The sequence below is a fragment of the Kosakonia sp. PSU_27 genome (assembly GCF_039409795.1).
Taxonomy (GTDB): Bacteria; Pseudomonadota; Gammaproteobacteria; order Enterobacterales; family Enterobacteriaceae; genus Kosakonia.
In genome coordinates this window covers 12,934-33,624 of the sequence record NZ_JBCIVK010000013.1, presented here as the reverse complement: position 1 = coordinate 33,624, position 20,691 = coordinate 12,934, and the positions used below count along the sequence as shown (strand labels likewise).

Below are 20,691 nucleotides of genomic sequence, written 5' to 3'. Positions count from 1 at the left end.
TTCCCTTTGGTCAGGAACCTCACGCCAACCCGCTGGCTGAGAAAAGGGTTGTGCGCAAAACCGGCGCACAACCGGTCAGGGCGTTATTTAGCGGCAGCAGCGCGCCATTGTTTAATAAATTCCAGACGTTTTTTCGGCTCCAGATACTCCAGCAGCGACTCATCCACCGCAATCGGCTTCAGTGCGTCGCCCAGCTGTTTGGTCATGCCGTCGATGTCGTTTTTGCCTTCAATATCGTTACGCAGCGAGGGGATATCCGCCTGGTTAGCGAGAATGCTCTGCCCTTTTTCCGACAGCACATAGTCAAACCACAGTTTCGCGGCGTTGCTGTGCTCTGCTTCAGCGCTGATAAACGACACGCGCGACAGCACCAGCACGTAATCTTTCGGGTAGGAGATGCCCAGCGAATTATCCCCCTTCGCGCGCGCTTCGGCGTAGGAGCCCAGAATGTTGTAGCCAATCAGATTTTCGCCGGAAGAGACGCGCTCCATCATCGTGCCGGTGGAGGATTGCACGGTTAAACCGCCCTTCGCCACATCCGCCAGATGGGTGAAATAGTCTTTGTCGTGCTTGCTGTCTTCAACCGCGAGCATAAAACCAAGCCCCGATTTTTCGATATCGTAGGTGGTGACTTTATTTTTGAATTTGTCGGTCTGGCTGGCGATAAGTTTGCCAAGCGCGGTGTGCGAATCCGGTACGTCGCCCGCCGGGATCAGGCGTTTGTTATAGATAAAGACCACTGGCTCGTAGGTGGTGCCGTAGGCTTTTTTCTCCCAGACTGCCCACTTGGGCAGTTTATCCAGCTCGGGCGACGCGTATTCAGCCGCATAGTCGGTGGCCAGCTTCAGCGCGGTATCCATAGAGGAACTCCAGACCACATCGCCACTGCCGCCGCCGGAAGCCTGTTCGCTAAGATAACGGTTGTACAGTTCGGTACTGTTCATATCGTTATATTCCACTTTTATGCCCGGATACTGCGCCTCGAATCCCTTGATCAGCGGGCCTGCGGCTTTGGTATCGGTGGTGGAATAAATAACAACTTTGCCTTCTTTGGTTCCGGCGTCTACGATTTTCTGGTAATCCGCCGGGTACCCCTGAGGCACGGCAGCCAGCGCAGCGCCGGAAAACAGCGCCGCCAGCGCCACGGCCAGAACAGTGAATTTCTTATCCATGAACAAACCCCTTTGGTATCATTTTTTAAACACAAATTTAACATATAGCGTGCATTTCACCCGCTGCAACGCAGTGGCTTGTTTTTTCCAGGTTTTGTGACGCTGGCGGGATTTAATTACTGAGGTTGCAGGTTTGCGCACATAGATGCGTTAAAGCATTACAGATCAGCCAGATAGATCTGTTCCTGTTTTCATCACGGAATGAAAAAGATTTATTAGAGAGACGAAGTGAGGACGAAAGAGAATTAACGCAGGCGATATCTTTTTTATTTATAACGCTTACACGATCGATAACCGGGATATTAGTCACCTAAAATCAGCGGACGATCATACAGCACAATATGCTGCGGATTTTGCGGATCGTACTTCACGGTTGTGCCGTTGCCCTCGGCAAACCGCACAATTTCACGGTTATCCAGGAACTGAAACACGCTCGCCTGCACCAGTTGCCCCTCGCGGGTTCTGAAGCGCAACACCAGTTCACAATAGACAGAGCGCCTGTCCATCCAGTTGGTGCGTTTAAGGGCAATAATATCGGCATTCGCACCGATGCCGTGTTTCATCACATGGGCTTCGATAAAGAGCTGGCGAACCCAGCGCAGCGCGTAATAAAGCAGAAACGCCGCCAGGACGACAATGAAGATAAAAACGAAATAAGACATTGTAAACGCCATTTATTTTCTCCGTCGCTGTGTGTCCCACTGCCTGACGTAGCACCTGTGGTGCGGCGGGCAGGATAACGAAATCGACGCACGCTCGCACGCCCTTTCCAAAGCCAAACTTCCGTGTTCATTATTTGTTCGCTTTTTCGTCATAAAACGATCATCACCCGTGCTCTTAATGGTCGCCAGTTTAATGAAAAAACCGGAAGACTTATGAACAGCGCGTTGGCAGAAATCTCTGAAGACCACTATTCGTCTCTGCATCAATTAAACACGGTGCCGAAGCAAAAGGTGCTGAGCGTGAAGAACTTACGTAAAGCCTATAACGCGCACCAGACCGTGCTGCACGACATCAGTTTTGATCTGCACAGCGGTGAGATGGTCGGCGTGATTGGACGCTCCGGCGCAGGGAAATCCACGTTGCTGCATGTACTAAACGGCACGCACAGCGCCACCTCTGGCGAAATTCTAAGTTTCCCGGAAGTGGGTACGCCTCGCGATGTCACCCATCTGAAAGGTCGTGCGCTTAATCAGTGGCGCAGCCAGTGCGGCATGATTTTCCAGGACTTCTGCCTGGTGCCGCGCCTCGACGTGCTGACCAATGTGCTGCTCGGCAGGCTGAGCCAGACGTCGACGCTGAAATCTCTGTTTAAAGTCTTTACCGATGAAGACCGCGCCAGAGCAATCGCTTTGCTGGAGTGGCTGAACATGCTGCCGCATGCCTTACAGCGGGCGGAAACGCTTTCCGGCGGTCAGATGCAGCGTGTCGCCATTTGCCGCGCGTTAATCCAAAACCCTTCTCTTTTACTGGCGGACGAACCTGTCGCTTCGCTGGATCCGAAAAATACCCAGCGCATCATGGGCGTATTACGCGAAGTGAGCGAGCAAGGCATCAGCGTGATGGTGAACCTGCACTCCGTGGAGCTGGTGAAAGAGTATTGCACCCGCGTTATCGGCGTTTCCCAGGGACGGATCATTTTTGACGATCATCCCTCCCGGTTAACGCAGGACGTGCTGCAGGTGCTGTACGGCGATGAAATCAGTCAATTGCATTAATTATTCCTTCCAATGAGACGACACAGGCAATGACAATGAAAAAGCATATTTCTGGCGCATTACGTTTATCGGCATTGATGACAGGTCTTCTGCTGGCATGGCAGGCGGCTGCCGCGGAGCAGCCGAAGGAATTAAATCTGGGGATTTTGGGCGGCCAGAACGCAACCCAACAAATTGGTGATAACCAGTGCGTGAAAGAGTTTCTGGATAAAGAGCTCAGCGTGGATACCAAGCTGCGCAACTCGTCTGATTATTCGGGCGTGATTCAGGGTCTGTTGGGCGGAAAAGTCGACGTGGTGCTGAGCATGTCCCCCTCCTCTTACGCATCCGTGTATATCAATAACCCGAAAGCCGTGGATATCGTCGGGATCGCGGTGGATGACAAAGATCAATCGCGCGGTTACCACTCGGTGGTGATCGTGAAAGCCGACAGCCCGTACAAAAAACTGGAAGATCTGAAAGGTAAAGCGTTTGGCTTCGCCGATCCGGATTCCACTTCCGGTTACCTGATCCCGAACTACGCCTTCAAACAGAAGTTTGGCGGTAACGCGGACAATAAATACAACAACTACTTCTCCAGCGTCACCTTCTCCGGTGGTCACGAGCAGGACATCCTCGGCGTGCTGAACGGCCAGTTCGCGGGCGCTGTCACCTGGACTTCGATGGTCGGCGATTACAACTCAGGCTACAGCGTCGGGGCGTTTAACCGTCTGATCCGCATGGATCACCCGAACCTGATGAAAGAGATCCGCATCATCTGGGAATCGCCGCTGATCCCGAACGGCCCGATTCTGGTGAGCAACAGCCTGCCGGCGGATTTCAAAGCCAAAGTGATTACCGCGGTTAAAAAACTGGATACCGATAACCACGCCTGCTTCGTGAAAGCGATGGGCGGTACGCAGCATATCGGCCCAGGCAGCGTGGATGACTTTAAACAGATTATCGAGATGAAACGCGAACTGGTTACCGCACGCTAATCCTTCGCCGCATCGATTCTTCGGCCCCTGCGTAAAAACCAGGGGCTTTTATTCGATGGTCATACAGGATCTCCCGCTACGCATGAATATGTCGAATACGCAGTTTGAGCACTACTATCAGCAAGTCCGAATGCGCCAGAAGCGCGACACTGTCGCCTGGTCGCTGGTGCTGCTGGCGCTCTATTTCGCCGCCGGTAACGCGGCAGAATTCAATCTCGCCACCATCTGGCACTCGCTGCCGAACTTTATGGATTACATGCTGGAAACGGTGCCGACGCTGCACTGGCCGGTGCTGTTTGCCGACAGCCACACCAAAGGCTCGCTGGCGTACTGGGGCTACCGTTTGCCGATCCAGCTCCCGCTGATTTGGGAAACCCTGCAACTGGCGCTGGCCGCAACGCTGGTTTCATTCGCCATTGCCGCCGTGCTGGCTTTTCTGGCGGCGGGCAACACCTGGTCTCCGCCGCCGGTACGTTTTGCCGTGCGTACGCTGGTCGCTTTTTTGCGTACCATGCCGGAACTGGCGTGGGCGGTGATCTTCGTGATGGCGTTTGGCATCGGGGCGATCCCCGGATTTCTGGCACTGGCGCTGCACACCGTTGGCAGCCTGACCAAGCTGTTTTATGAAGCAGTCGAGAGCACGCATGACAGACCGGTGCGCGGGCTGGCCTCCTGCGGCGCGACACGTTTGCAACGCATTCGCTTCGCGCTGTGGCCGCAGGTGAAACCGATTTTTCTCTCTTATGGCTTTATGCGTCTCGAAATTAACTTTCGCTCCTCGACCATTCTTGGGCTGGTCGGTGCGGGCGGCATCGGCCAGGAGCTGATGACCAACATCAAACTCGACCGTTACGATCAGGTCAGCATCACACTGTTGCTGATTATTATCGTCGTTTTCGTGCTCGATACGCTCTCTGGCCGCTTGCGCCAGTGGGTGCTGGAGGGGAAAAAATGACCAACTGGCAAGCCGTACCGAATGTGGAATTGAGCCGCAAATTAAACCGAAAACTGTTCCAGGCGCAGGGGCGTTATCTGCGCCGCCTCGGGCTTATCGCCTTTGCCGTGCTGCTCTATTACGTGTGGTTCTTTATGCAGTTCGGCATTCCTGTTGAACAGGCGCTGACCGGCATGCAGCAGATCGGCCGCTATATTTTGCGCATGTTCGTCTGGCATGATTTCCTCAACTGGCCGTTTGGTTACTACTTCACGCAGATTGGCATTACGCTGGCGATTGTCTTTGCCGGCACAACGACCGCCACACTATTCGCGCTGTTGTTGTCGTTTTTTGCCGCGCGCAACATCATGAAAGGCGGCATTGCGGGCGTTATCGCTTTTTTCGTGCGCCGCCTGTTCGATATGTTGCGCGGCATTGATATGGCGATCTGGGGGCTGATTTTTGTGCGCGCCGTCGGGCTTGGGCCGCTTGCCGGGGTGCTGGCGATCATCATGCAGGACACCGGCTTGCTCGGCCGGCTGTACGCCGAAAGCCACGAAGCGGTGGATCGCTCGCCAGGGCGCGGCTTAACCGCCGTGGGCGCGGGCGGTTTGCAGAAACACCGCTTCAGCACTTTTACCCAATCCTTCCCGACATTTCTGGCGCTGAGCCTGTATCAGATTGAGTCCAACACCCGCTCGGCAGCGGTGCTCGGTTTTGTTGGCGCGGGCGGGATTGGTTTGATTTACGCCGAGAATATGCGGCTGTGGAACTGGGATGTGGTGATGTTTATCACCGTGATTCTGGTGGCGGTAGTGATGCTGATGGATAGCGCGTCGGCCTGGCTGCGCCGACGCTATATTACCGGCAAGACAGTGCCGCTGTTTAAACCCGAGTAAGTTGCCGGGGCCTCAATGCCCCGGCAGGTTAGCCATAATAAATTTTCGCGTTCACATATCCTTTTTTAGTTTGTCCCACTCGCCCTCCACTTTGCTTTTGAACGTGGCCTGTTTGTCCTGTTTGCAGGCTTCAATCACGGCGGGCGTCACCGTTTCAATCCCCTGAACATCCACCACCGCTTCTTCAGGTTTGTCCTTGTTATTTAACGCTTCAGCAATGCCGATGGCAGTTGGCTGGAAAGAGGCTTTCAGCGCGAGGAAATCCTCACATGTCCAGCTATTCACGGGTTTACCTTTATCTGCTGCCTGTGTCGCAGCGGAAACCAGCAGCAAGCTGCCAACGATGATGCTAACGGTTGTTTTCATTCACTTCTCCTTATTAATGACTCATATCATTGAAAAAACTGCTATTCCTTAGGGGCTAAATGATGCGGTGAACGCGCGCGTGGATGGATAAAGAAATGTCCTTTCGGCGCATTATCAGCGGTGATGGCAACCAGGGTCACAGTGCCTTGTTTACCGCGCTTGTCACGCAGCGCGTAGACCAGAAAGGGGAGGATCAGCACAATCACAAAACAGATAACCAGCAGCGTGATGTACTTCTCGTCGGCGCTTTCGCCGCCAATCGAGGCCGGTGGATAAAAAGAGACGATAAAGGCCAGTAGCGAAACCAAAAAGCCCAGCCCTGCCACCGCGAGCCGGAATCCTTTTACGCCGGGAATATGAAAGGTGCGCTTGAGCTGTGGCTGTTTGCGAATTAACTGCATATAGCCCAGGAACAATAAAAAATAGCTACACAGATAAATCACCACCGTCAGCGTCAGGGCAATCAAAAAGGACATATTGCTCCCGCCCCCCGAATTGGTGAGCACCACCAGCGCAACGGATGTCATCAACAGTTGGCTCACCACCAGCGTCACCGGCACACCGTTTTTATTAACCCGGGCGAATGGCGCAGGCAGTATGCCTCGCTGTGCGGTGACATACATGCCGCGAGACGGGCCAACAATCCATGAGGCGATCTCTGCCAGCACGCCCAGTACCAGCAGCGCCGCGATGACTTTTACGGCCCAGGCGAGTCCGGCACCGTAATGGGTGATTAACACGCTGAAAGTTTGAACGACCCCGGCAGAGAGGTTGATCTCGTTATGTGGGATCACGGCCGCGACAGACAAGCCGCCAATCGAACTGAGGCAAATCGCGGCGATCATCAGCAGTATCATTGCCAGTGGATAGTCACGGCCTGGGTTGTTCATTTCGTTAACATGCGTAGCCGACGCCTCAACTCCCATATAACTCAGAATGAACGCCACAAAGACCACCAGCGTGCCAAGCCGGGTGAAATCCGGGACAAACGTCGACATATCAAAAGTGATGGCCAGCGGCGCGCCGCTGAGAAGGTACGCGATGGCCAGCACTACGAGGATAGCGGCAGGCAGCAGGATGCCGCCGAAGAAGCCCAGTTTGGCGATTTGCGCGGTATATTTCGTGCCGCCAAATTGGGTAAAGGCCAGCGCCCAAAGAATGATTAACGCGGCGATTGTTTTCGTCAGCGGGTCACTGTTCAGCGCTGGCCAGTCAAGGATATAAGCCAGCGCGCCCAGTACGAAGTAGAGCATCGGGATAAAACCGATCGCGATTTGCAGATAACCAAACGAAATTGCCGCAAACCCCCAGCGTTCTCCCAGCGTTTTTGATACCCAGGTGAAGATCCCGCCCTCTTCCCAGCCCTCAACCGTGGCCATTTCAGCCGCACACAGGCCAACCGGGATAAACCATAAAATACCGCCCAGTAATAAGAAAAAAACCAGGCTGAAACCCGATGTCGCAAACGTCGGGTATTCATACACCGCCATCACCATGGATGCGGTGATAGCAAAAAAACCAATCATGGATAATGTCTTAGCCGGAACGCTTTTGTTCACCGCCTCCATGGCACTCCTCCTTTCATAACGAGACTTTCCGGGCCTCAGGCGTGATTAAAACCACTGGCTTCCTCAGCGCTGAGCGGGTTTATGACCGGATGGCGGGAAAAGTAGTCAAGCGCGCGCTTAATATCGTCCACCAGCAAGCTGGCGAGATCATGGCTTACACCGTGGCGCACCAGCACCCTCTGGATAACCAAATCTTCGCGATGGGCTGGCATTGAATAGGCGGGCACCTGCCAGCCGCGGCTGCGCAGGCGATCTGCAAGGTCATAAAGGGTGTATCCGCCAATGGCGCGCTCGGTGCGCAGCGTCCACGCCAGCGCGGGAATGCCTTGCTGGCTGTCGCCATCGAACAAGATTTTGAACGGCCCAAGTTTGTCGATTTCCCGCGCCAGATACTGCGCTGTCTGGTAACAGGCGTGATGAATTTTCGTGTAGCCTTCCCGCCCCAGGCGCAGGAAATTGTAATACTGGGCAATAACCTGCCCGCCAGGTCGTGAAAAGTTGAGGGCGAACGTCGGCATGTTGCCGCCGAGGTAGTTAACGTTAAAAATCAGTTCTTCCGGCAAATCAGCGGCCTCGCGCCATACGACCCAACCGGCACCCAGCGGTGCAAGACCGAATTTGTGGCCAGAGGCATTAATTGATTTCACCCGCGGCAGGCGAAAATCCCACGCAATGTCCGGTGCGCAAAACGGCGCCAGAAACCCGCCGCTGGCACCGTCAACATGGATGGGAATATCAAGACTGGTTTCCTGTTGCAGCTTATCCAGCGCATCATGCACCGCTTTTACCGGCTCATACTGGCACGAGAAGGTGACGCCCATCGTCGGGACAACGCCAATGGTGTTCTCATCAACCCGCTTGATCACCTCTTCGGCGTTCATCACTAACCGCTGGCCTTGCAGGGGAATTTCGCGCAGCTCAACATCAAAATAGCGGGCAAATTTGTGCCAGCAGATTTGCACAGGCCCGCAGATCAGGTTCGGTTTGTCGGTAGGTTTGCCTGCAGCGGCCTGTTTTTTTCGCCAGCGCCATTTCAGCGCCAGCCCGCCGAGCATTGCCGCTTCAGAGGAACCAATCGTCGAGCAACCGAGCGTGTTTTGCGCCTCCGGCGAGTGCCATAAATCGGCCAGCATATGTACGCAGCGAGATTCAATTTCAGCCGTTTGCGGGTATTCGTCTTTATCGATCATGTTCTTGTCAATGGACAAATCCATCAATGTCCGAATTTCATCATCGACCCATGTCTGGCAGAACGTTGCCAGGTTTTGTCGTGAGTTACCGTCAAGCATCAATTCGTCGCGTACTGCGGCAAAGACATTGCGCGGGTCCCGTTCTTTAGCGGGGAACTGGTGTTTTTCCAGGGACGAAGATAATTCCAGGGAGGCATAAATATCATCTATGCCAGGGTATTGCTCATCCATGTGCTCTCTCCTTATGGGTGCAATCGGTAATTCGTTATGCCTGAGAAAGCTATAAACCCTGATTTTTATTTTTTCAAACGAATGGAATTTCCTTATCCAGTAATTAAATGAATGGAAATGGCACGTCATTAGACTGAATTTTAAAGAAAAAACCATTAACAGGTGAAATGTATATTTATTAATAAGAGCAGCTAACCTGCTGATATTAATAACCACCTTCATTATCTTAATTTATATTACATGAGAAGAATTCAGATCTTATATGGCCGGGAATTGTTATTTTCCGCCTGACTATATTCTTGTTTCTCTGATATATCTTTTACGTTGCGCATAAAATCCACCGCACAGCAGGGGTTAAAAAATCACAGGTCTTGCAAAACATCATTGATTTGCTAAACCGTTTTAGTTAATTTTTAGCAATACGTTTTGTCAGGAGAAAAGCATGTCAGCCAGAGTCTGGTGTCTGGGCGATGCCGTCGTGGATTTACTGCCGGAAGCACCGGGGCATTTAATGCAGTGTCCCGGCGGCGCACCGGCGAATGTTGCGGTCGGCGTTGCGCGGTTGCAGGGAAATAGCGGGTTTATTGGCCGCGTCGGTGACGATCCATTTGGTCGTTTTATGCAACAAACGCTGTCAGCAGAACAGGTCGACACGGCGTTTATGCGCGCTGACCCGTCGCAGCGCACCTCCACGGTGGTGGTGGCGCTGGACGATGACGGTGAACGTTCGTTTACCTTTATGGTACGCCCGAGCGCCGACCTGTTTCTTGCCGAAAGCGACCTGCCGGAATTCCAGTGCGGCGAATGGCTACACTGCTGCTCGATTGCGCTGGCGGCAGAACCATCGCGATCCACCACCTTCTCTGCCATGCAGCGGGTGCGCAGCGCGGGCGGCTTTGTCAGCTTCGATCCCAATATCCGCCAGGATCTCTGGTCGGACGCCACGCAGCTTCGCCAGTGCCTGAGCCAGGCGTTAACGCTGGCCGATGTGGTGAAACTGTCTGAAGAGGAGCTGGCGTTTTTTTCCGGTTCCACACAGCTTGAGGCCAGCATGCAAGCCATGGCAAGCCGTTATGCCATTAGCTTATTGCTGGTGACACAAGGAAAAGCGGGCGTCACCGCCTGGCACAGCGGCAAGATTTTCCACTACCCCACTTTACCGGTGGTGAGCATCGATACCACCGGTGCGGGCGACGCCTTTGTCGCCGGGCTGTTGTGGGGGCTCGCGGAGCACGGTCTGCCGGACTGCGAAGCGCAGTTGTCCGCGAGGCTTGCCAGCGCGCAGATCTGCGGCGCGCTGGCGACTACCGCCAAAGGTGCGATGACCGCCCTGCCGTATCACCACCAGCTTCTGGAACAATGCCGCTGATTTAGCGGGCCTGCCGTTTCGTTTTGCGAGCCGTCTCACAATCACTAAACCGGTTTAGCAAATTTCATTGCGTGGAGAAAATGGCCTTGATTATGATTCGAGGCCTAAACCGGTTTAGCAAAATAACTCTGTGATGATGGCTCTTCCTTAGGGATGCAAAAAGATGAAAAAAAGCACGCTCGCCGTAACCCTTGGTTTGATATTAAGCGCCGGGGCCGCTCACGCTGCCGACCCCAGCATGAGCAGCATTGAAGCGCGTCTCGCCGCACTGGAACAGCGCCTGCAAGCCGCAGAACAACGCGCTAACGCCGCCGAAAACCGTGCGCAGGCCGCCGAAAAACAGGCCCAGCAACTGGCTGCCGCCCAGCAAAAAAACCAGACCACCACCGCCCCGGTTGAGCAGCGTATCGCCAAACTGGAACAAAAAGCCGCTGACGAAGGCGGGTTTGAGTTCCACGGCTACGCCCGCTCCGGCTTGCTGATGAACAACTCGGCCGCCAAAACGCAGGGTGGCCCAACGGTGACACCTGCCGGAGAAACCGGCGGCCACGTTGGTCGTCTGGGGAATGAGCCGGACACCTATGTTGAGATGAACCTCGAGCATAAACAGACGCTGGCGAACGGTGCGACCACGCGCTTTAAAGTGATGCTCGCCGACGGGCAGAAAACCTATAACGACTGGACGGCGTCCTCAAGCGATCTCAACCTGCGCCAGGCATTTACCGAAATCGGCCATCTGCCAAGCTTCAGCGGCGCGTTTAAAGATTCCACCGTCTGGGCCGGTAAACGCTTTGACCGCGACAACTTCGACATTCACTGGATCGACTCCGATGTGGTGTTCCTCGCCGGGACCGGCGCGGGCGTCTACGACATGAAATGGGGCGACAACGCGCGCAGCAACGTCTCGATTTACGGGCGCACTTTCGGTGATATCGAAAACAGCAAAAACACCGCGCAGAACTACATTCTCTCGCTGAATAACTTCTACGGTCCGGTGCAGTTGATGGTGAGCGGGATGCGCGCCAAAGACAACGATGATCGCCTCGATCTCGACGGCAACAAAGTGAAGAGCGATGCGGCGAACACCGGCGTACATGCTCTGCTCGGCCTGCATAACGACAGCTTCTACGGCCTGCGCGAAGGGTCAGCGAAAACCGCGCTGCTGTATGGTCACGGCCTGGGTGCGGAAGTGAAGTCAATCGGTTCAGACGGCGCGCTGCTGCCGGAAGCCAACACCTGGCGTCTTGCCAGCTACGGTATTACGCCGCTCGGCGGCGGCTGGCATATTGCCCCGGCATTGCTGGCGCAGACCAGCAAAGATCGCTATGTCAAAGGCGACAGCTATCAATGGGCAACCGCTAACGTGCGCCTGATTCAGGGCTTTACCGAAAACTTCGAAATGCAGTATGAAGGCAGCTATCAGTACATGGATCTGCGCCCGGAAGGCTACAACAGCCGCAACGCGGTCAGCGGCAACTTCTACAAACTCACCGTCGCCCCAACGCTGAAAGCCAGCGATGTGGGTGAATTCCTTAAACGCCCGGAAATCCGCCTGTTCGCCACCTGGATGGACTGGGATCATCGTCTGGATAAATATGCGAGCTCCGATGCCTTTGGCAGCGACGGCTTCAAGGCCGGCGGTGAATGGAACTTCGGCGTACAAATGGAAACCTGGTTCTGATGAAACGGCTCCTTCGGGAGCCCTTTTTGCCGGTTAGTCCCACAAAAACGATAAAACAGAGGTTTTTATGGATTTTGCACAAATTTCCCGGTCGCTACTGCCGCTGCTGGGAGGCAAGGACAATATTGCCAGCGCCGCGCACTGCGCGACACGCCTGCGCCTGGTGCTGGTGGAAGACGCTAAAGCAGACACTGCCGCGATTGGCAAAGTCGACGGCGTAAAGGGGTGCTTTCGTAACGCTGGTCAGTTGCAGATTATCTTTGGCACAGGCGTAGTGAACAAAGTCTACGCCGCGTTTATTGCCGAAGCCGGGATCAGCGAAACCAGTAAATCGGAAGCGGCAGACATTGCCGCGCGTAAACTGAACCCGTTCCAGCGTATCGCCCGTTTACTCTCCAACATTTTCGTGCCGATTATTCCGGCGATTGTCGCCTCCGGTCTGCTGATGGGCCTGCTGGGGATGGTGAAAACCTACGGCTGGGTCAACGCTGACAACGCGCTCTATATCATGCTCGACATGTTCAGCTCGGCGGCGTTTATCATTCTGCCGATCCTGATTGGTTTTACTGCCGCGCGCGAATTTGGCGGTAACCCGTACCTTGGCGCAACGCTGGGCGGCATTCTGACTCACCCGGCGCTGACCAACGCCTGGGGCGTGGCGGCTGGCTTCCACACCATGAACTTCTTCGGCATCGAAGTGGCGATGATCGGCTACCAGGGGACTGTCTTCCCGGTGCTGCTGGCGGTGTGGTTTATGAGCCTGCTGGAAAAACAGCTCCGCCGGGTGATCCCGGATGCGCTGGATCTGATCCTCACGCCGTTCCTGACGGTGATTATCTCCGGCTTTGTCGCGATGTTGATTATCGGCCCGGCGGGTCGCGCGCTCGGCGACGGCATCTCGTTTGTGCTCAGCACCCTTATCACCCATGCCGGATGGCTGGCCGGTTTGCTGTTCGGCGGCTTGTATTCGGTGATTGTCATTACCGGTGTGCACCACAGCTTCCATGCCATTGAAGCCGGGCTGTTGGGGAATCCATCGATTGGCGTTAACTTCCTGCTGCCGATCTGGGCGATGGCAAATGTGGCGCAGGGCGGAGCGTGCCTGGCGGTATGGTTTAAAACCAAAGACGCGAAGATTAAAGCGATTACCCTGCCCTCGGCGTTCTCTGCTCTGCTCGGCATTACCGAGGCGGCTATTTTCGGTATCAACCTGCGCTTTGTAAAACCGTTTATCGCCGCACTGATTGGCGGCGCGGTTGGCGGCGCGTGGGTGGTGTCGGTGCATGTCTATATGACGGCGGTTGGCCTGACCGGCCTACCAGGGATGGCGATTGTGCAGGCCAGCTCGCTGCTGAATTATATTATCGGCATGGCTATCGCCTTTAGCGTCGCCTTTGTTATCTCTTACCTGCTGAAATACAAAACGGACTCTGAATAATGGCTTCACAACCGCTGCTACCCGCCATTTTACAGGCGGTGATGAAAGGTCTACCGAAGGCGCTGAATGACAGCCACTACCCCGGCTGGCACCTGGCGCCGGCCACCGGGCTGCTCAACGATCCAAACGGGTTTATCCACTTTGCCGGGCGCTACCACCTGTTCTACCAGTGGAATGCGCTGGGCTGCCAGCACCAGCACAAGTGCTGGGGGCACTGGAGTTCAGAGGACTTAGTGCACTGGCAGCATGAACCTGTCGCCTTGATGCCCGATGAAGAGTATGACCGCAGCGGTTGTTATTCCGGCAGCGCTGTTGATAACAATGGCGTCCTGACGCTTTGTTATACCGGCAATGTGAAATTTGATGATGGCACGCGCACCGCGTGGCAATGCCTGGCGGTGCAAAACAGCGCGGGCGGCTTCGACAAGCTCGGCCCGGCGCTCCCCCTGCCGCACGGCTACACCGGCCACGTTCGCGACCCGAAAGTGTGGCGCCACGGCGACTATTGGTACATGGTACTGGGCGCGCAGGACCTGCAATTGCAGGGCAAAGTTTTACTCCTGCGTTCCGAAAACCTGTGGAACTGGCAAAACCTTGGCGAAATCGCCGGTAGCGGGCTGGGTGGACTGGGTGACGCGGGCTATATGTGGGAGTGCCCGGACATGTTCACCCTTAACGGCAGTACGTTTTTAATCTGCTGTCCGCAGGGTATAGCGCGGGAAGAGAAGCGTTATCTCAACACTTACCCAAGCGCTTATTTAAGCGGTCAGCTCGACTACGCCAGTGCAAGCTACCAGCACGGCGACTTTCACGAACTGGACGCCGGGTTTGAGTTTTATGCTCCACAAACCACACTCACCGCCGACGGGCGCCGCCTGCTGGTAGGCTGGATGGGCGTGCCGGACGGCGAAGAGATGCGCCAGCCGACCGTTGCCAACGGTTGGATCCACCAGATGACCTGCCTGCGAGAGCTGTCCTCGCGCAACGGAAAACTCTATCAGCAACCGGTCAGGGAGTTGCAGGCACTGCGTGGTGATCAGCAACATTATCGCGGCACAGCGCACAAGATGCCCGCGCTGGATGCGCAGCGCCTGGAACTGGTGCTGGAAAGTGCGGGCGGCATAACGCTGGATTTCGCCGATACGCTGCGCCTCGAATGGCAGCACGATGAACTGCGTCTTTCACGTCGCAGTCTGGAGAACGGCGTGTGGCAGCACCGTTACTGGAACGGATGTGCGCATAAGTTGCAGATCCTTTGTGACCACTCCAGCGTCGAAATCTTTATCAACGATGGCGAAGGGGTGATGAGCAGCCGCTACTTCCCGGCCCATCCGGCGCAAATAACCCTGACGGGAGACGCAGAAGTGCAGGCCAGCTACTGGTCGTTACGTGCTTGCATGGTAGAATAAGTGCTTGTTTCCTTAACCGATGCACAACCGTGAGAAAAACAAAACGCGTTACCATCAGTGATATCGCCGCGCTGGCGGGGGTCTCAAAAGCCACCGCCAGCCTGGTGCTTAACGGCCGTGGTAAAGAGCTGCGCGTGGCGCAGGAGACGCGCGATCGCGTGCAGGCTATCGCCCAGCAGCATCATTACCAGCCCAGCATTCACGCCCGCCTGCTGCGTGAAAACCGCAGCCACACGCTGGGGCTGGTGGTGCCGGAAATCACCAACTACGGTTTCGCTGTTTTTTCTCACGAGCTGGAAAATCTCTGCCGCGAAGCCGGTTTGCAGCTACTTATCTCCTGTACCGATGAAAACGCCAGCCAGGAAACGGTGGTGGTCAATAACCTGGTTGCGCGCCAGGTCGACGGGCTGATTGTCGCCTCCAGCATGCAAAACGACGCCGACTATGTGAAGCTCAGCGAGCAGTTGCCGGTGGTGCTGTTTGACCGCCATATCAATGACACACAGTTGCCGTTGGTGATCACCGATTCGCTGACGCCGACCGCCGAACTGGTCGAACGGCTGGCGCGCGCCAACCCGGATGAAGTCTACTTTCTTGGCGGGCAACCGCGCCTGTCGCCCACCAAAGACCGCCTTGCCGGATTTATGCAAGGGCTGGAGCGCGCCGGTGTGACTCCGCGCCCGGAGTGGATTATTCACGGTAATTACCATCCGAGCAGCGGTTACGAAATGTTCTCCGCCCTGTGCGCGAAACTGGGCCGCCCGCCAAAAGCGCTGTTCACCGCCGCCTGCGGCCTGCTGGAAGGGGTGCTGCGTTATATGAGCCAGCACCATATGCTGGAGAGCGATATTCATATCGCCAGCTTCGACGATCACTATTTATATGATTCGCTGACGCTACCGATTGATACGGTGGAGCAGAATGTCCCGCGACTCGCGCAGGACTGCTTTGATATCATCACCCAGATGATAGAAGGCAATGAACCGGCTTCACCACAGCGGGTGCTGCCCGCAACGCTGCGCTTTCGCCACCCCGCTTCATAAGAATCATCCCTCTCCTGTTTGCTCTATTTTTAATCATGCAGCCTTACTGGCGGTATCACACAAACAGGAGAGAATAATGAGCACATCACTGTTCAGCAAAACCCCGTCGGTGTCGGTTATCGACAACCGTAGCTTGCCATGCCTGACACCGATTTCTCCCTTTTACTTGCTGTCTTTCAGGCGGAGAGTGTATCGCTGCATTTCTGGTCTGCCCGGTACGCTACCGGTTAAACGGCACGCCCTCTAATGGCTGCTGCAATTTCCCCGGGGCCTGTAACGAACCACAACTGTTGGACTGCGGGGCGTTTTCCATCACGCCGCGTACAAATTTCAGTTCGTCATCGAAAGCGACGTTAACCACACCGTTATGCGTAATGCCAGGGTAGGTCTTCCACTCCACCGCATTGCCACCCGCGCAGAGCGCAGCGATAGCGGCGTACTGGTGATGCGGTGACAACGTATGATCGGCAAGCCCGGTTGCGGTAAACAGCGGCGCAGGAAAGGTTTTCACCGGCATATCCGTTACCGCAAGCAAGGTTGACTCCACCTGTTTTGTGCCACCGATAAACACCGTGTCACCAGTCAGTTTTTCGTGCCGCTCATAGCGCCCCAGTTCCGGCATACAGGATGTTCTGGCGAGCGCCAGCATCTTCGCGCCTTGATCTGTTACCCATTTTTCCGCTGGCGGTGCGCCGTCCGGCAGCGAACCGCCAATGATGCGCAGCAGCGTAAAACGAGCAGGATCGCGCTGCCCTGGCCGCGCAGATCCCGGTTTGATCGGGCCATCCGGAAAAGTGGCGACCACACCGGTAGCAATGGTCGCGCGAAGCTGGAGTTCCGGCGCGTAATCCGGCGCGAGCAGGCTGGCGCCAAGCGATGCGCCGGAGCCTTGCGACTGACCGCTGATCACCAGGTTATTTGCCAGTTGCGGCGTGCTGCTGAGCACAGCGCGCACGCTGTCCAGCACCGAACGCCCTTCTGCTTCCCAGTTCATATATGGGTGCGGGCCTGGCCCGCCAAGGCCCTGGTAATCGGTGGCGACGACAGCAAAACCGTGCTTCAGCCACTGATTGATATAGTGCGCATCCCGCGGGGTCGGGTTAGTCCAGGAAGGCGCACAGCTATCGGCAACGCCCAGCGTACCGTGCGCCCAGGCGACAAGCGGCCAGCCGCCTTTTGGCGCGTGCCCTTTCGGCAACCACAGCGTACCGCTGACCGGCACGATGCCAGCATTCCAGCGTTTATCCTGCGAGGTATAAAGAATGCGCGCGATCTCGCTGGCATCGGTAATATCAGGCTGACCGGGAATCGGCTCTTCACGCAGCATCACGCCGGGTTTATCGGGTAACGCGCCATCCCAGATATAAAACGGCGAAAGCGTTTGATCACCTGCCGCAGGCCCAACCGGCAGCGCGTTGCTCCAGGCGTTCGCGCCGTTGACCCACATGGTAAGGGCGCAAATCGCACAGTTGAGATAGCGGCAAACTTTCACGTTTTTCTCCATAGATTGCGGGATGTTAGCCGTCAGTAAACGGAGTTGGCGGCCAGAATTCAAACCGAAAGTGTGAGTAATTTATTCATACAGGTTGCTTTCTTCACGCCACTTATTTTAGAGTTACCTAAATTTAGATAATGCTAAAATAAAATGACCAGTCCGGATATCACCTTACTGCAAGCGCAGGCAGAGAAAGCGTCTGCCCTGCTGAAAGCGATGAGTAACCCGCATCGTTTACTGATCCTCTGCATGTTGTGCGACGCGCCCGGCACATCCGCCGGGGAGCTAAGCGCGATTACAGGCCTTAGCCCTTCCGCCACGTCGCAGCATCTGGCACGGATGAAAGAGGAAGGGTTGATCGAAAGCCAGCGCCAGGCGCAGCGGGTGAACTACTTCATTAAAGCGCCTGCGATCCGCACGCTGGTTCATACGCTGAAAACCATTTATTGTCCGGAGATATAACCATGCGGTACACCCTCGTCAGCCCACAAGAAGCCAGCGTGCAGCAGCAAAACGGCGCGCTGATTGTTGATATTCGCCAGGCGGATGAATTTCGTCGTGAACATTTGCCGGACGCGTTTTCCCTGCCGCTGGACGACGTGCTTGCCGGGCAAACTGTTACGCCAGGTTCGCCGGACCAAACGGTTATTTTCCATTGTCAGTCCGGTATGCGCACGCAACAAAACGCCGACGCATTAGTACGCGCCGCAGCGCCAGCTAAGGTGATGATCCTCGACGGCGGGCTCAATAACTGGAAGCGCGAAAAGCTGCCAACGATGCAGGATAAACGTCAGCCGCGCCCGCTGATGCAGCAGGTGCAGATTGTGGCAGGCAGCCTGATCCTGCTCGGTGTGGTGCTTGGTTTTACGCTTCACCCTAATTTCTTTCTGCTGTCGGGTTTTGTCGGCGCGGGTTTGCTGTTTGCGGGTCTGAGCGGCTGGTGTGGCATGGCGCTGCTGCTGGCGAAAATGCCGTGGAACCGCAGTTAAGCAGGTTTGCGCTGCCAGAAGTGGGTAATTGCCCGCACAGAAAAGTCGCCAGATAATGGCGCTTTCAAACGGAGAGTCATTAATGGACAAAAAACAGAGTGAGATGAGTAAGTTTTTAAGCTACGTCTTACGCCATGAACCTCAGGCGATTGGGTTGACGCTGGACGCGGAAGGCTGGGCCAATATCGATGCGCTGATCGCCGGCGCAGCGCTGCAAGGTTATGCGTTTACCCATGAGCTGATCCACCAGATTGTCGAGACCAGCGATAAAAAGCGCTTCACCTTATCTGCCGATGGTGTATCAATCCGCGCCGCGCAGGGGCATTCCACCGCGCAGGTCAATATTTCCTATCAACCGAAAGTGCCGCCAGAAACGCTTTATCACGGCACGGCTACCCGTTTCCTTGACGACATTCTGACGCAGGGGCTTGAAGCAAAATCGCGCCAGTATGTGCATTTATCCGCCGATGAAGTCACAGCAACGGCAGTTGGCCAGCGCCATGGGAAACCGGTGGTCCTGCGGATTAACGCAGGCGAGATGCAGACGCAGGGCTTTGTTTTCTATCAAGCTGATAACGGCGTGTGGCTCACCGAATCAGTACCGCCTTCATTTATTGCGCAGTAAAAATCCCCGCACCTGCCGATTATCCTCTGGGTCAAATGAGTGATATATTTCAGGGCCTAACCCCAAGGAGACGTCATGGCAGAATTTGATTCACTTGCGCAGGATCTGCTGGCGCAGGCAGATACTGACCAGCAGCGACAGCAGGAACGGGACCGGGTACTACTGGATCAGGTGCTGGAAATCTACGGCCAGAAATATGTGGCGGAGCAGTTAAAAAAAGCGGGTAAAGCCGAGTGGAGCCGCGAATCGCTCAACCGCTGGATCAACGGCAAAGGCAATCCGAGAACGTTCACCGCCGCCGAAGAAGCGCAGCTTCGCAGCTTGCTGCCCTCCCCGCCCGCCCATCACCCGAACTATCGTTTTCGCTTTATCGATCTCTTCGCCGGTATCGGCGGTATTCGCAGCGGGTTTGAAGCCATTGGCGGGCAGTGCGTGTTTACCAGTGAATGGAATAAAAACGCGGTGCGCACCTATAAAGCCAACTGGTACAACGATCACGCCACGCATACCTTCAATCAGGATATTCGCGAAGTGACGCTGAGCGGCAACCCGAACGTTTCCGAAGCCGACGCTTACGCGCATATCGCCGCAACGATCCCTGACCACGATGTTCTGCTCGCCGGATTTCCCTGCCAGCCCTTTAGCCTCGCGGGCGTGAGTAAAAAGAACGCCATGGGTCGCGCGCACGGGTTTGAGTGCGAAGCGCAGGGCACGCTGTTTTTCGATGTGGCGCGCATTATCAAAGCCCGTCGCCCGGCGATCTTCGTGCTGGAAAACGTTAAAAACTTAAAGAGCCACGACAAAGGCAAAACCTTCAGCGTGATCATGAATACGCTGGATGAGCTGGGCTATGACGTCGCTGACGCCGCGCTAAACGGCAAAGATGACCCGAAAATCATCGATGGCAAACACTTTTTACCTCAGCACCGCGAGCGCATTGTGCTGGTGGGTTTTCGCCGCGATTTAGATCTCGCCGACGGCTTTACCCTGCGCGATATTGACCGTTTTTATCCGGCAAAGCGGCCCGCGTTCGGTGAGTTACTGGAGCCAACCGTCGACAGCAAATATGTGTTGTCGCATAAGCTGTGGGATTACCTCTATCGCTACGCGAAAAAACACGCCGCGAAAGGCAATGGTTTTGGTTTCGGGCTGGTTGATCCAACCCGCGCGGATAGCGTGGCGCGCACGCTTTCGGCGCGTTATCACAAAGATGGTTCAGAAATTCTTATCGATCGCGGCTGGGATAAAGCGCTCGGCGAGGCCGATTTTGCCAACGCGGAAAACCAGGCGCGTCGCCCGCGACGCCTGACGCCGCATGAGTGCGCGCGTTTGATGGGGTTTGAAAAAGTGGGCGAAAAACCGTTTCGCATTCCGGTTTCCGATACCCAAGCTTATCGCCAGTTTGGCAACTCGGTTGTCGTTCCCGTCTTCGCCGCCGTGGCAAAACTGCTGGAACCCCGTATTGCTCTCGCCGTAAAACGCCGCAAAAAAATCTAAAACATGTTCCCGGCGCGCAAGGCGCCGGCACTTATTTAAGTCTTATTTAAGTGTTTAAAAAGTGATCATAAAGTTAATGCTGGCCAGGTC

The 20,691-nt window shown here is 55.4% G+C and carries 19 protein-coding genes; 13 read left to right on the top strand and 6 right to left on the bottom strand.

What is annotated here, in order from left to right:
- Positions 1–83: 83 nt before the first annotated feature.
- Positions 84–1,172 carry an ABC transporter substrate-binding protein gene (locus tag AAIG26_RS22930; protein WP_160268989.1) on the bottom strand — a complete coding sequence of 363 codons (1,089 nt, stop codon included), beginning with the start codon at positions 1,170–1,172 and terminating at the stop codon, positions 84–86.
- Between the two features lie 302 nt (positions 1,173–1,474).
- A complete protein-coding gene (locus AAIG26_RS22925; protein ID WP_343181557.1) occupies positions 1,475–1,834 on the bottom strand; it encodes a DUF3592 domain-containing protein in 360 nt (119 codons plus the stop codon).
- 213 nt (positions 1,835–2,047) lie between these two features.
- Here AAIG26_RS22925 and phnC point away from each other — a divergent pair, with 213 nt between their 5' ends.
- The 4 genes from phnC to phnE (AAIG26_RS22905) all read left to right on the top strand — a co-directional run bounded on the left by phnC (position 2,048) and on the right by phnE (AAIG26_RS22905) (position 5,700).
- On the top strand, positions 2,048–2,890 hold the full coding sequence (gene phnC, locus AAIG26_RS22920; protein ID WP_097407959.1) for a phosphonate ABC transporter ATP-binding protein: 843 nt from the start codon (positions 2,048–2,050) through the stop codon (positions 2,888–2,890).
- A gap of 35 nt (positions 2,891–2,925) precedes the next feature.
- Entirely contained in the window at positions 2,926–3,867 is a 942-nt protein-coding gene (phnD, locus tag AAIG26_RS22915) for a phosphonate ABC transporter substrate-binding protein (protein WP_020454882.1), read from the top strand.
- An 82-nt stretch (positions 3,868–3,949) separates the two neighbouring features.
- Positions 3,950–4,822 carry a phosphonate ABC transporter, permease protein PhnE gene (gene phnE / locus AAIG26_RS22910; protein WP_020454883.1) on the top strand — a complete coding sequence of 291 codons (873 nt, stop codon included), beginning with the start codon at positions 3,950–3,952 and terminating at the stop codon, positions 4,820–4,822.
- A complete protein-coding gene (gene phnE / locus AAIG26_RS22905; protein ID WP_160268979.1) occupies positions 4,819–5,700 on the top strand; it encodes a phosphonate ABC transporter, permease protein PhnE in 882 nt (293 codons plus the stop codon). Before phnE (AAIG26_RS22910) ends, phnE (AAIG26_RS22905) begins: the two co-directional genes overlap by 4 nt.
- Before the next feature lie 51 nt (positions 5,701–5,751).
- Here the strand turns inward: phnE (AAIG26_RS22905) and hdeA are convergent, their stop codons facing one another.
- Genes hdeA through AAIG26_RS22890 form a run of 3 tightly spaced genes read right to left on the bottom strand, consistent with a single transcriptional unit; the run spans position 5,752 to position 9,055 of the window.
- Positions 5,752–6,066: an acid-activated periplasmic chaperone HdeA gene (gene hdeA / locus AAIG26_RS22900; protein WP_020454885.1), complete on the bottom strand. Its 315-nt coding sequence runs from the start codon at positions 6,064–6,066 to the stop codon at positions 5,752–5,754.
- A 41-nt stretch (positions 6,067–6,107) separates the two neighbouring features.
- Entirely contained in the window at positions 6,108–7,634 is a 1,527-nt protein-coding gene (gene gadC / locus AAIG26_RS22895) for a glutamate:gamma-aminobutyrate antiporter (protein WP_343181556.1), read from the bottom strand.
- Between the two features lie 35 nt (positions 7,635–7,669).
- Positions 7,670–9,055: a glutamate decarboxylase gene (locus tag AAIG26_RS22890; RefSeq protein ID WP_343181555.1), complete on the bottom strand. Its 1,386-nt coding sequence runs from the start codon at positions 9,053–9,055 to the stop codon at positions 7,670–7,672.
- Positions 9,056–9,497: 442 nt separating this feature from the next.
- Here AAIG26_RS22890 and AAIG26_RS22885 point away from each other — a divergent pair, with 442 nt between their 5' ends.
- The 5 genes from AAIG26_RS22885 to AAIG26_RS22865 all read left to right on the top strand — a co-directional run bounded on the left by AAIG26_RS22885 (position 9,498) and on the right by AAIG26_RS22865 (position 15,995).
- Entirely contained in the window at positions 9,498–10,424 is a 927-nt protein-coding gene (locus AAIG26_RS22885; protein ID WP_045510868.1) for an aminoimidazole riboside kinase, read from the top strand.
- 163 nt (positions 10,425–10,587) lie between these two features.
- Positions 10,588–12,105 carry a carbohydrate porin gene (locus AAIG26_RS22880; protein ID WP_343181554.1) on the top strand — a complete coding sequence of 506 codons (1,518 nt, stop codon included), beginning with the start codon at positions 10,588–10,590 and terminating at the stop codon, positions 12,103–12,105.
- A 67-nt stretch (positions 12,106–12,172) separates the two neighbouring features.
- Entirely contained in the window at positions 12,173–13,543 is a 1,371-nt protein-coding gene (locus AAIG26_RS22875) for a sucrose-specific PTS transporter subunit IIBC (RefSeq protein WP_017459352.1), read from the top strand.
- The gene (locus AAIG26_RS22870) at positions 13,543–14,952 is read left to right on the top strand and encodes a sucrose-6-phosphate hydrolase (protein WP_343181553.1); all 1,410 of its coding nucleotides are present in this window, start codon (positions 13,543–13,545) and stop codon (positions 14,950–14,952) included. The genes AAIG26_RS22875 and AAIG26_RS22870 overlap by 1 nt, the downstream gene beginning before the upstream one ends.
- 29 nt (positions 14,953–14,981) lie before the next feature.
- Complete coding sequence (locus AAIG26_RS22865; protein ID WP_097407973.1) at positions 14,982–15,995, top strand: substrate-binding domain-containing protein; 1,014 nt, start codon at positions 14,982–14,984, stop codon at positions 15,993–15,995.
- Between the two features lie 220 nt (positions 15,996–16,215).
- On the opposite strand, the gene AAIG26_RS22860 is transcribed toward AAIG26_RS22865, so the two are convergent.
- A complete protein-coding gene (locus tag AAIG26_RS22860; protein ID WP_343181552.1) occupies positions 16,216–17,487 on the bottom strand; it encodes a lipase family protein in 1,272 nt (423 codons plus the stop codon).
- Between the two features lie 153 nt (positions 17,488–17,640).
- Between AAIG26_RS22860 and AAIG26_RS22855 the strand changes: the two genes are divergently transcribed.
- The 4 genes from AAIG26_RS22855 to AAIG26_RS22840 all read left to right on the top strand — a co-directional run bounded on the left by AAIG26_RS22855 (position 17,641) and on the right by AAIG26_RS22840 (position 20,601).
- The gene (locus tag AAIG26_RS22855) at positions 17,641–17,952 is read left to right on the top strand and encodes a metalloregulator ArsR/SmtB family transcription factor (protein WP_045510887.1); all 312 of its coding nucleotides are present in this window, start codon (positions 17,641–17,643) and stop codon (positions 17,950–17,952) included.
- A gap of 2 nt (positions 17,953–17,954) precedes the next feature.
- On the top strand, positions 17,955–18,479 hold the full coding sequence (locus AAIG26_RS22850; RefSeq protein ID WP_343181551.1) for a rhodanese family protein: 525 nt from the start codon (positions 17,955–17,957) through the stop codon (positions 18,477–18,479).
- An 82-nt stretch (positions 18,480–18,561) separates the two neighbouring features.
- On the top strand, positions 18,562–19,104 hold the full coding sequence (locus AAIG26_RS22845; protein WP_343181550.1) for an RNA 2'-phosphotransferase: 543 nt from the start codon (positions 18,562–18,564) through the stop codon (positions 19,102–19,104).
- 75 nt (positions 19,105–19,179) lie between these two features.
- Entirely contained in the window at positions 19,180–20,601 is a 1,422-nt protein-coding gene (locus tag AAIG26_RS22840; protein ID WP_045510900.1) for a DNA cytosine methyltransferase, read from the top strand.
- Positions 20,602–20,691: the final 90 nt, after the last annotated feature.

What these genes read in the sequence shown, in the direction of transcription:
- AAIG26_RS22930 (WP_160268989.1), bottom strand. Translation starts at nt 1,172, where the DNA reads ATGGATAAGAAATTCACTGTTCTGGCCGTGGCGCTGGCGGCGCTGTTT.
- AAIG26_RS22925 (WP_343181557.1), bottom strand. Translation starts at nt 1,834, where the DNA reads ATGTCTTATTTCGTTTTTATCTTCATTGTCGTCCTGGCGGCGTTTCTG.
- phnC (WP_097407959.1), top strand. Translation starts at nt 2,048, where the DNA reads ATGAACAGCGCGTTGGCAGAAATCTCTGAAGACCACTATTCGTCTCTG.
- phnD (WP_020454882.1), top strand. Translation starts at nt 2,926, where the DNA reads ATGAAAAAGCATATTTCTGGCGCATTACGTTTATCGGCATTGATGACA.
- phnE (WP_020454883.1), top strand. Translation starts at nt 3,950, where the DNA reads ATGAATATGTCGAATACGCAGTTTGAGCACTACTATCAGCAAGTCCGA.
- phnE (WP_160268979.1), top strand. Translation starts at nt 4,819, where the DNA reads ATGACCAACTGGCAAGCCGTACCGAATGTGGAATTGAGCCGCAAATTA.
- hdeA (WP_020454885.1), bottom strand. Translation starts at nt 6,066, where the DNA reads ATGAAAACAACCGTTAGCATCATCGTTGGCAGCTTGCTGCTGGTTTCC.
- gadC (WP_343181556.1), bottom strand. Translation starts at nt 7,634, where the DNA reads ATGGAGGCGGTGAACAAAAGCGTTCCGGCTAAGACATTATCCATGATT.
- AAIG26_RS22890 (WP_343181555.1), bottom strand. Translation starts at nt 9,055, where the DNA reads ATGGATGAGCAATACCCTGGCATAGATGATATTTATGCCTCCCTGGAA.
- AAIG26_RS22885 (WP_045510868.1), top strand. Translation starts at nt 9,498, where the DNA reads ATGTCAGCCAGAGTCTGGTGTCTGGGCGATGCCGTCGTGGATTTACTG.
- AAIG26_RS22880 (WP_343181554.1), top strand. Translation starts at nt 10,588, where the DNA reads ATGAAAAAAAGCACGCTCGCCGTAACCCTTGGTTTGATATTAAGCGCC.
- AAIG26_RS22875 (WP_017459352.1), top strand. Translation starts at nt 12,173, where the DNA reads ATGGATTTTGCACAAATTTCCCGGTCGCTACTGCCGCTGCTGGGAGGC.
- AAIG26_RS22870 (WP_343181553.1), top strand. Translation starts at nt 13,543, where the DNA reads ATGGCTTCACAACCGCTGCTACCCGCCATTTTACAGGCGGTGATGAAA.
- AAIG26_RS22855 (WP_045510887.1), top strand. Translation starts at nt 17,641, where the DNA reads ATGACCAGTCCGGATATCACCTTACTGCAAGCGCAGGCAGAGAAAGCG.
- AAIG26_RS22850 (WP_343181551.1), top strand. Translation starts at nt 17,955, where the DNA reads ATGCGGTACACCCTCGTCAGCCCACAAGAAGCCAGCGTGCAGCAGCAA.
- AAIG26_RS22845 (WP_343181550.1), top strand. Translation starts at nt 18,562, where the DNA reads ATGGACAAAAAACAGAGTGAGATGAGTAAGTTTTTAAGCTACGTCTTA.
- AAIG26_RS22840 (WP_045510900.1), top strand. Translation starts at nt 19,180, where the DNA reads ATGGCAGAATTTGATTCACTTGCGCAGGATCTGCTGGCGCAGGCAGAT.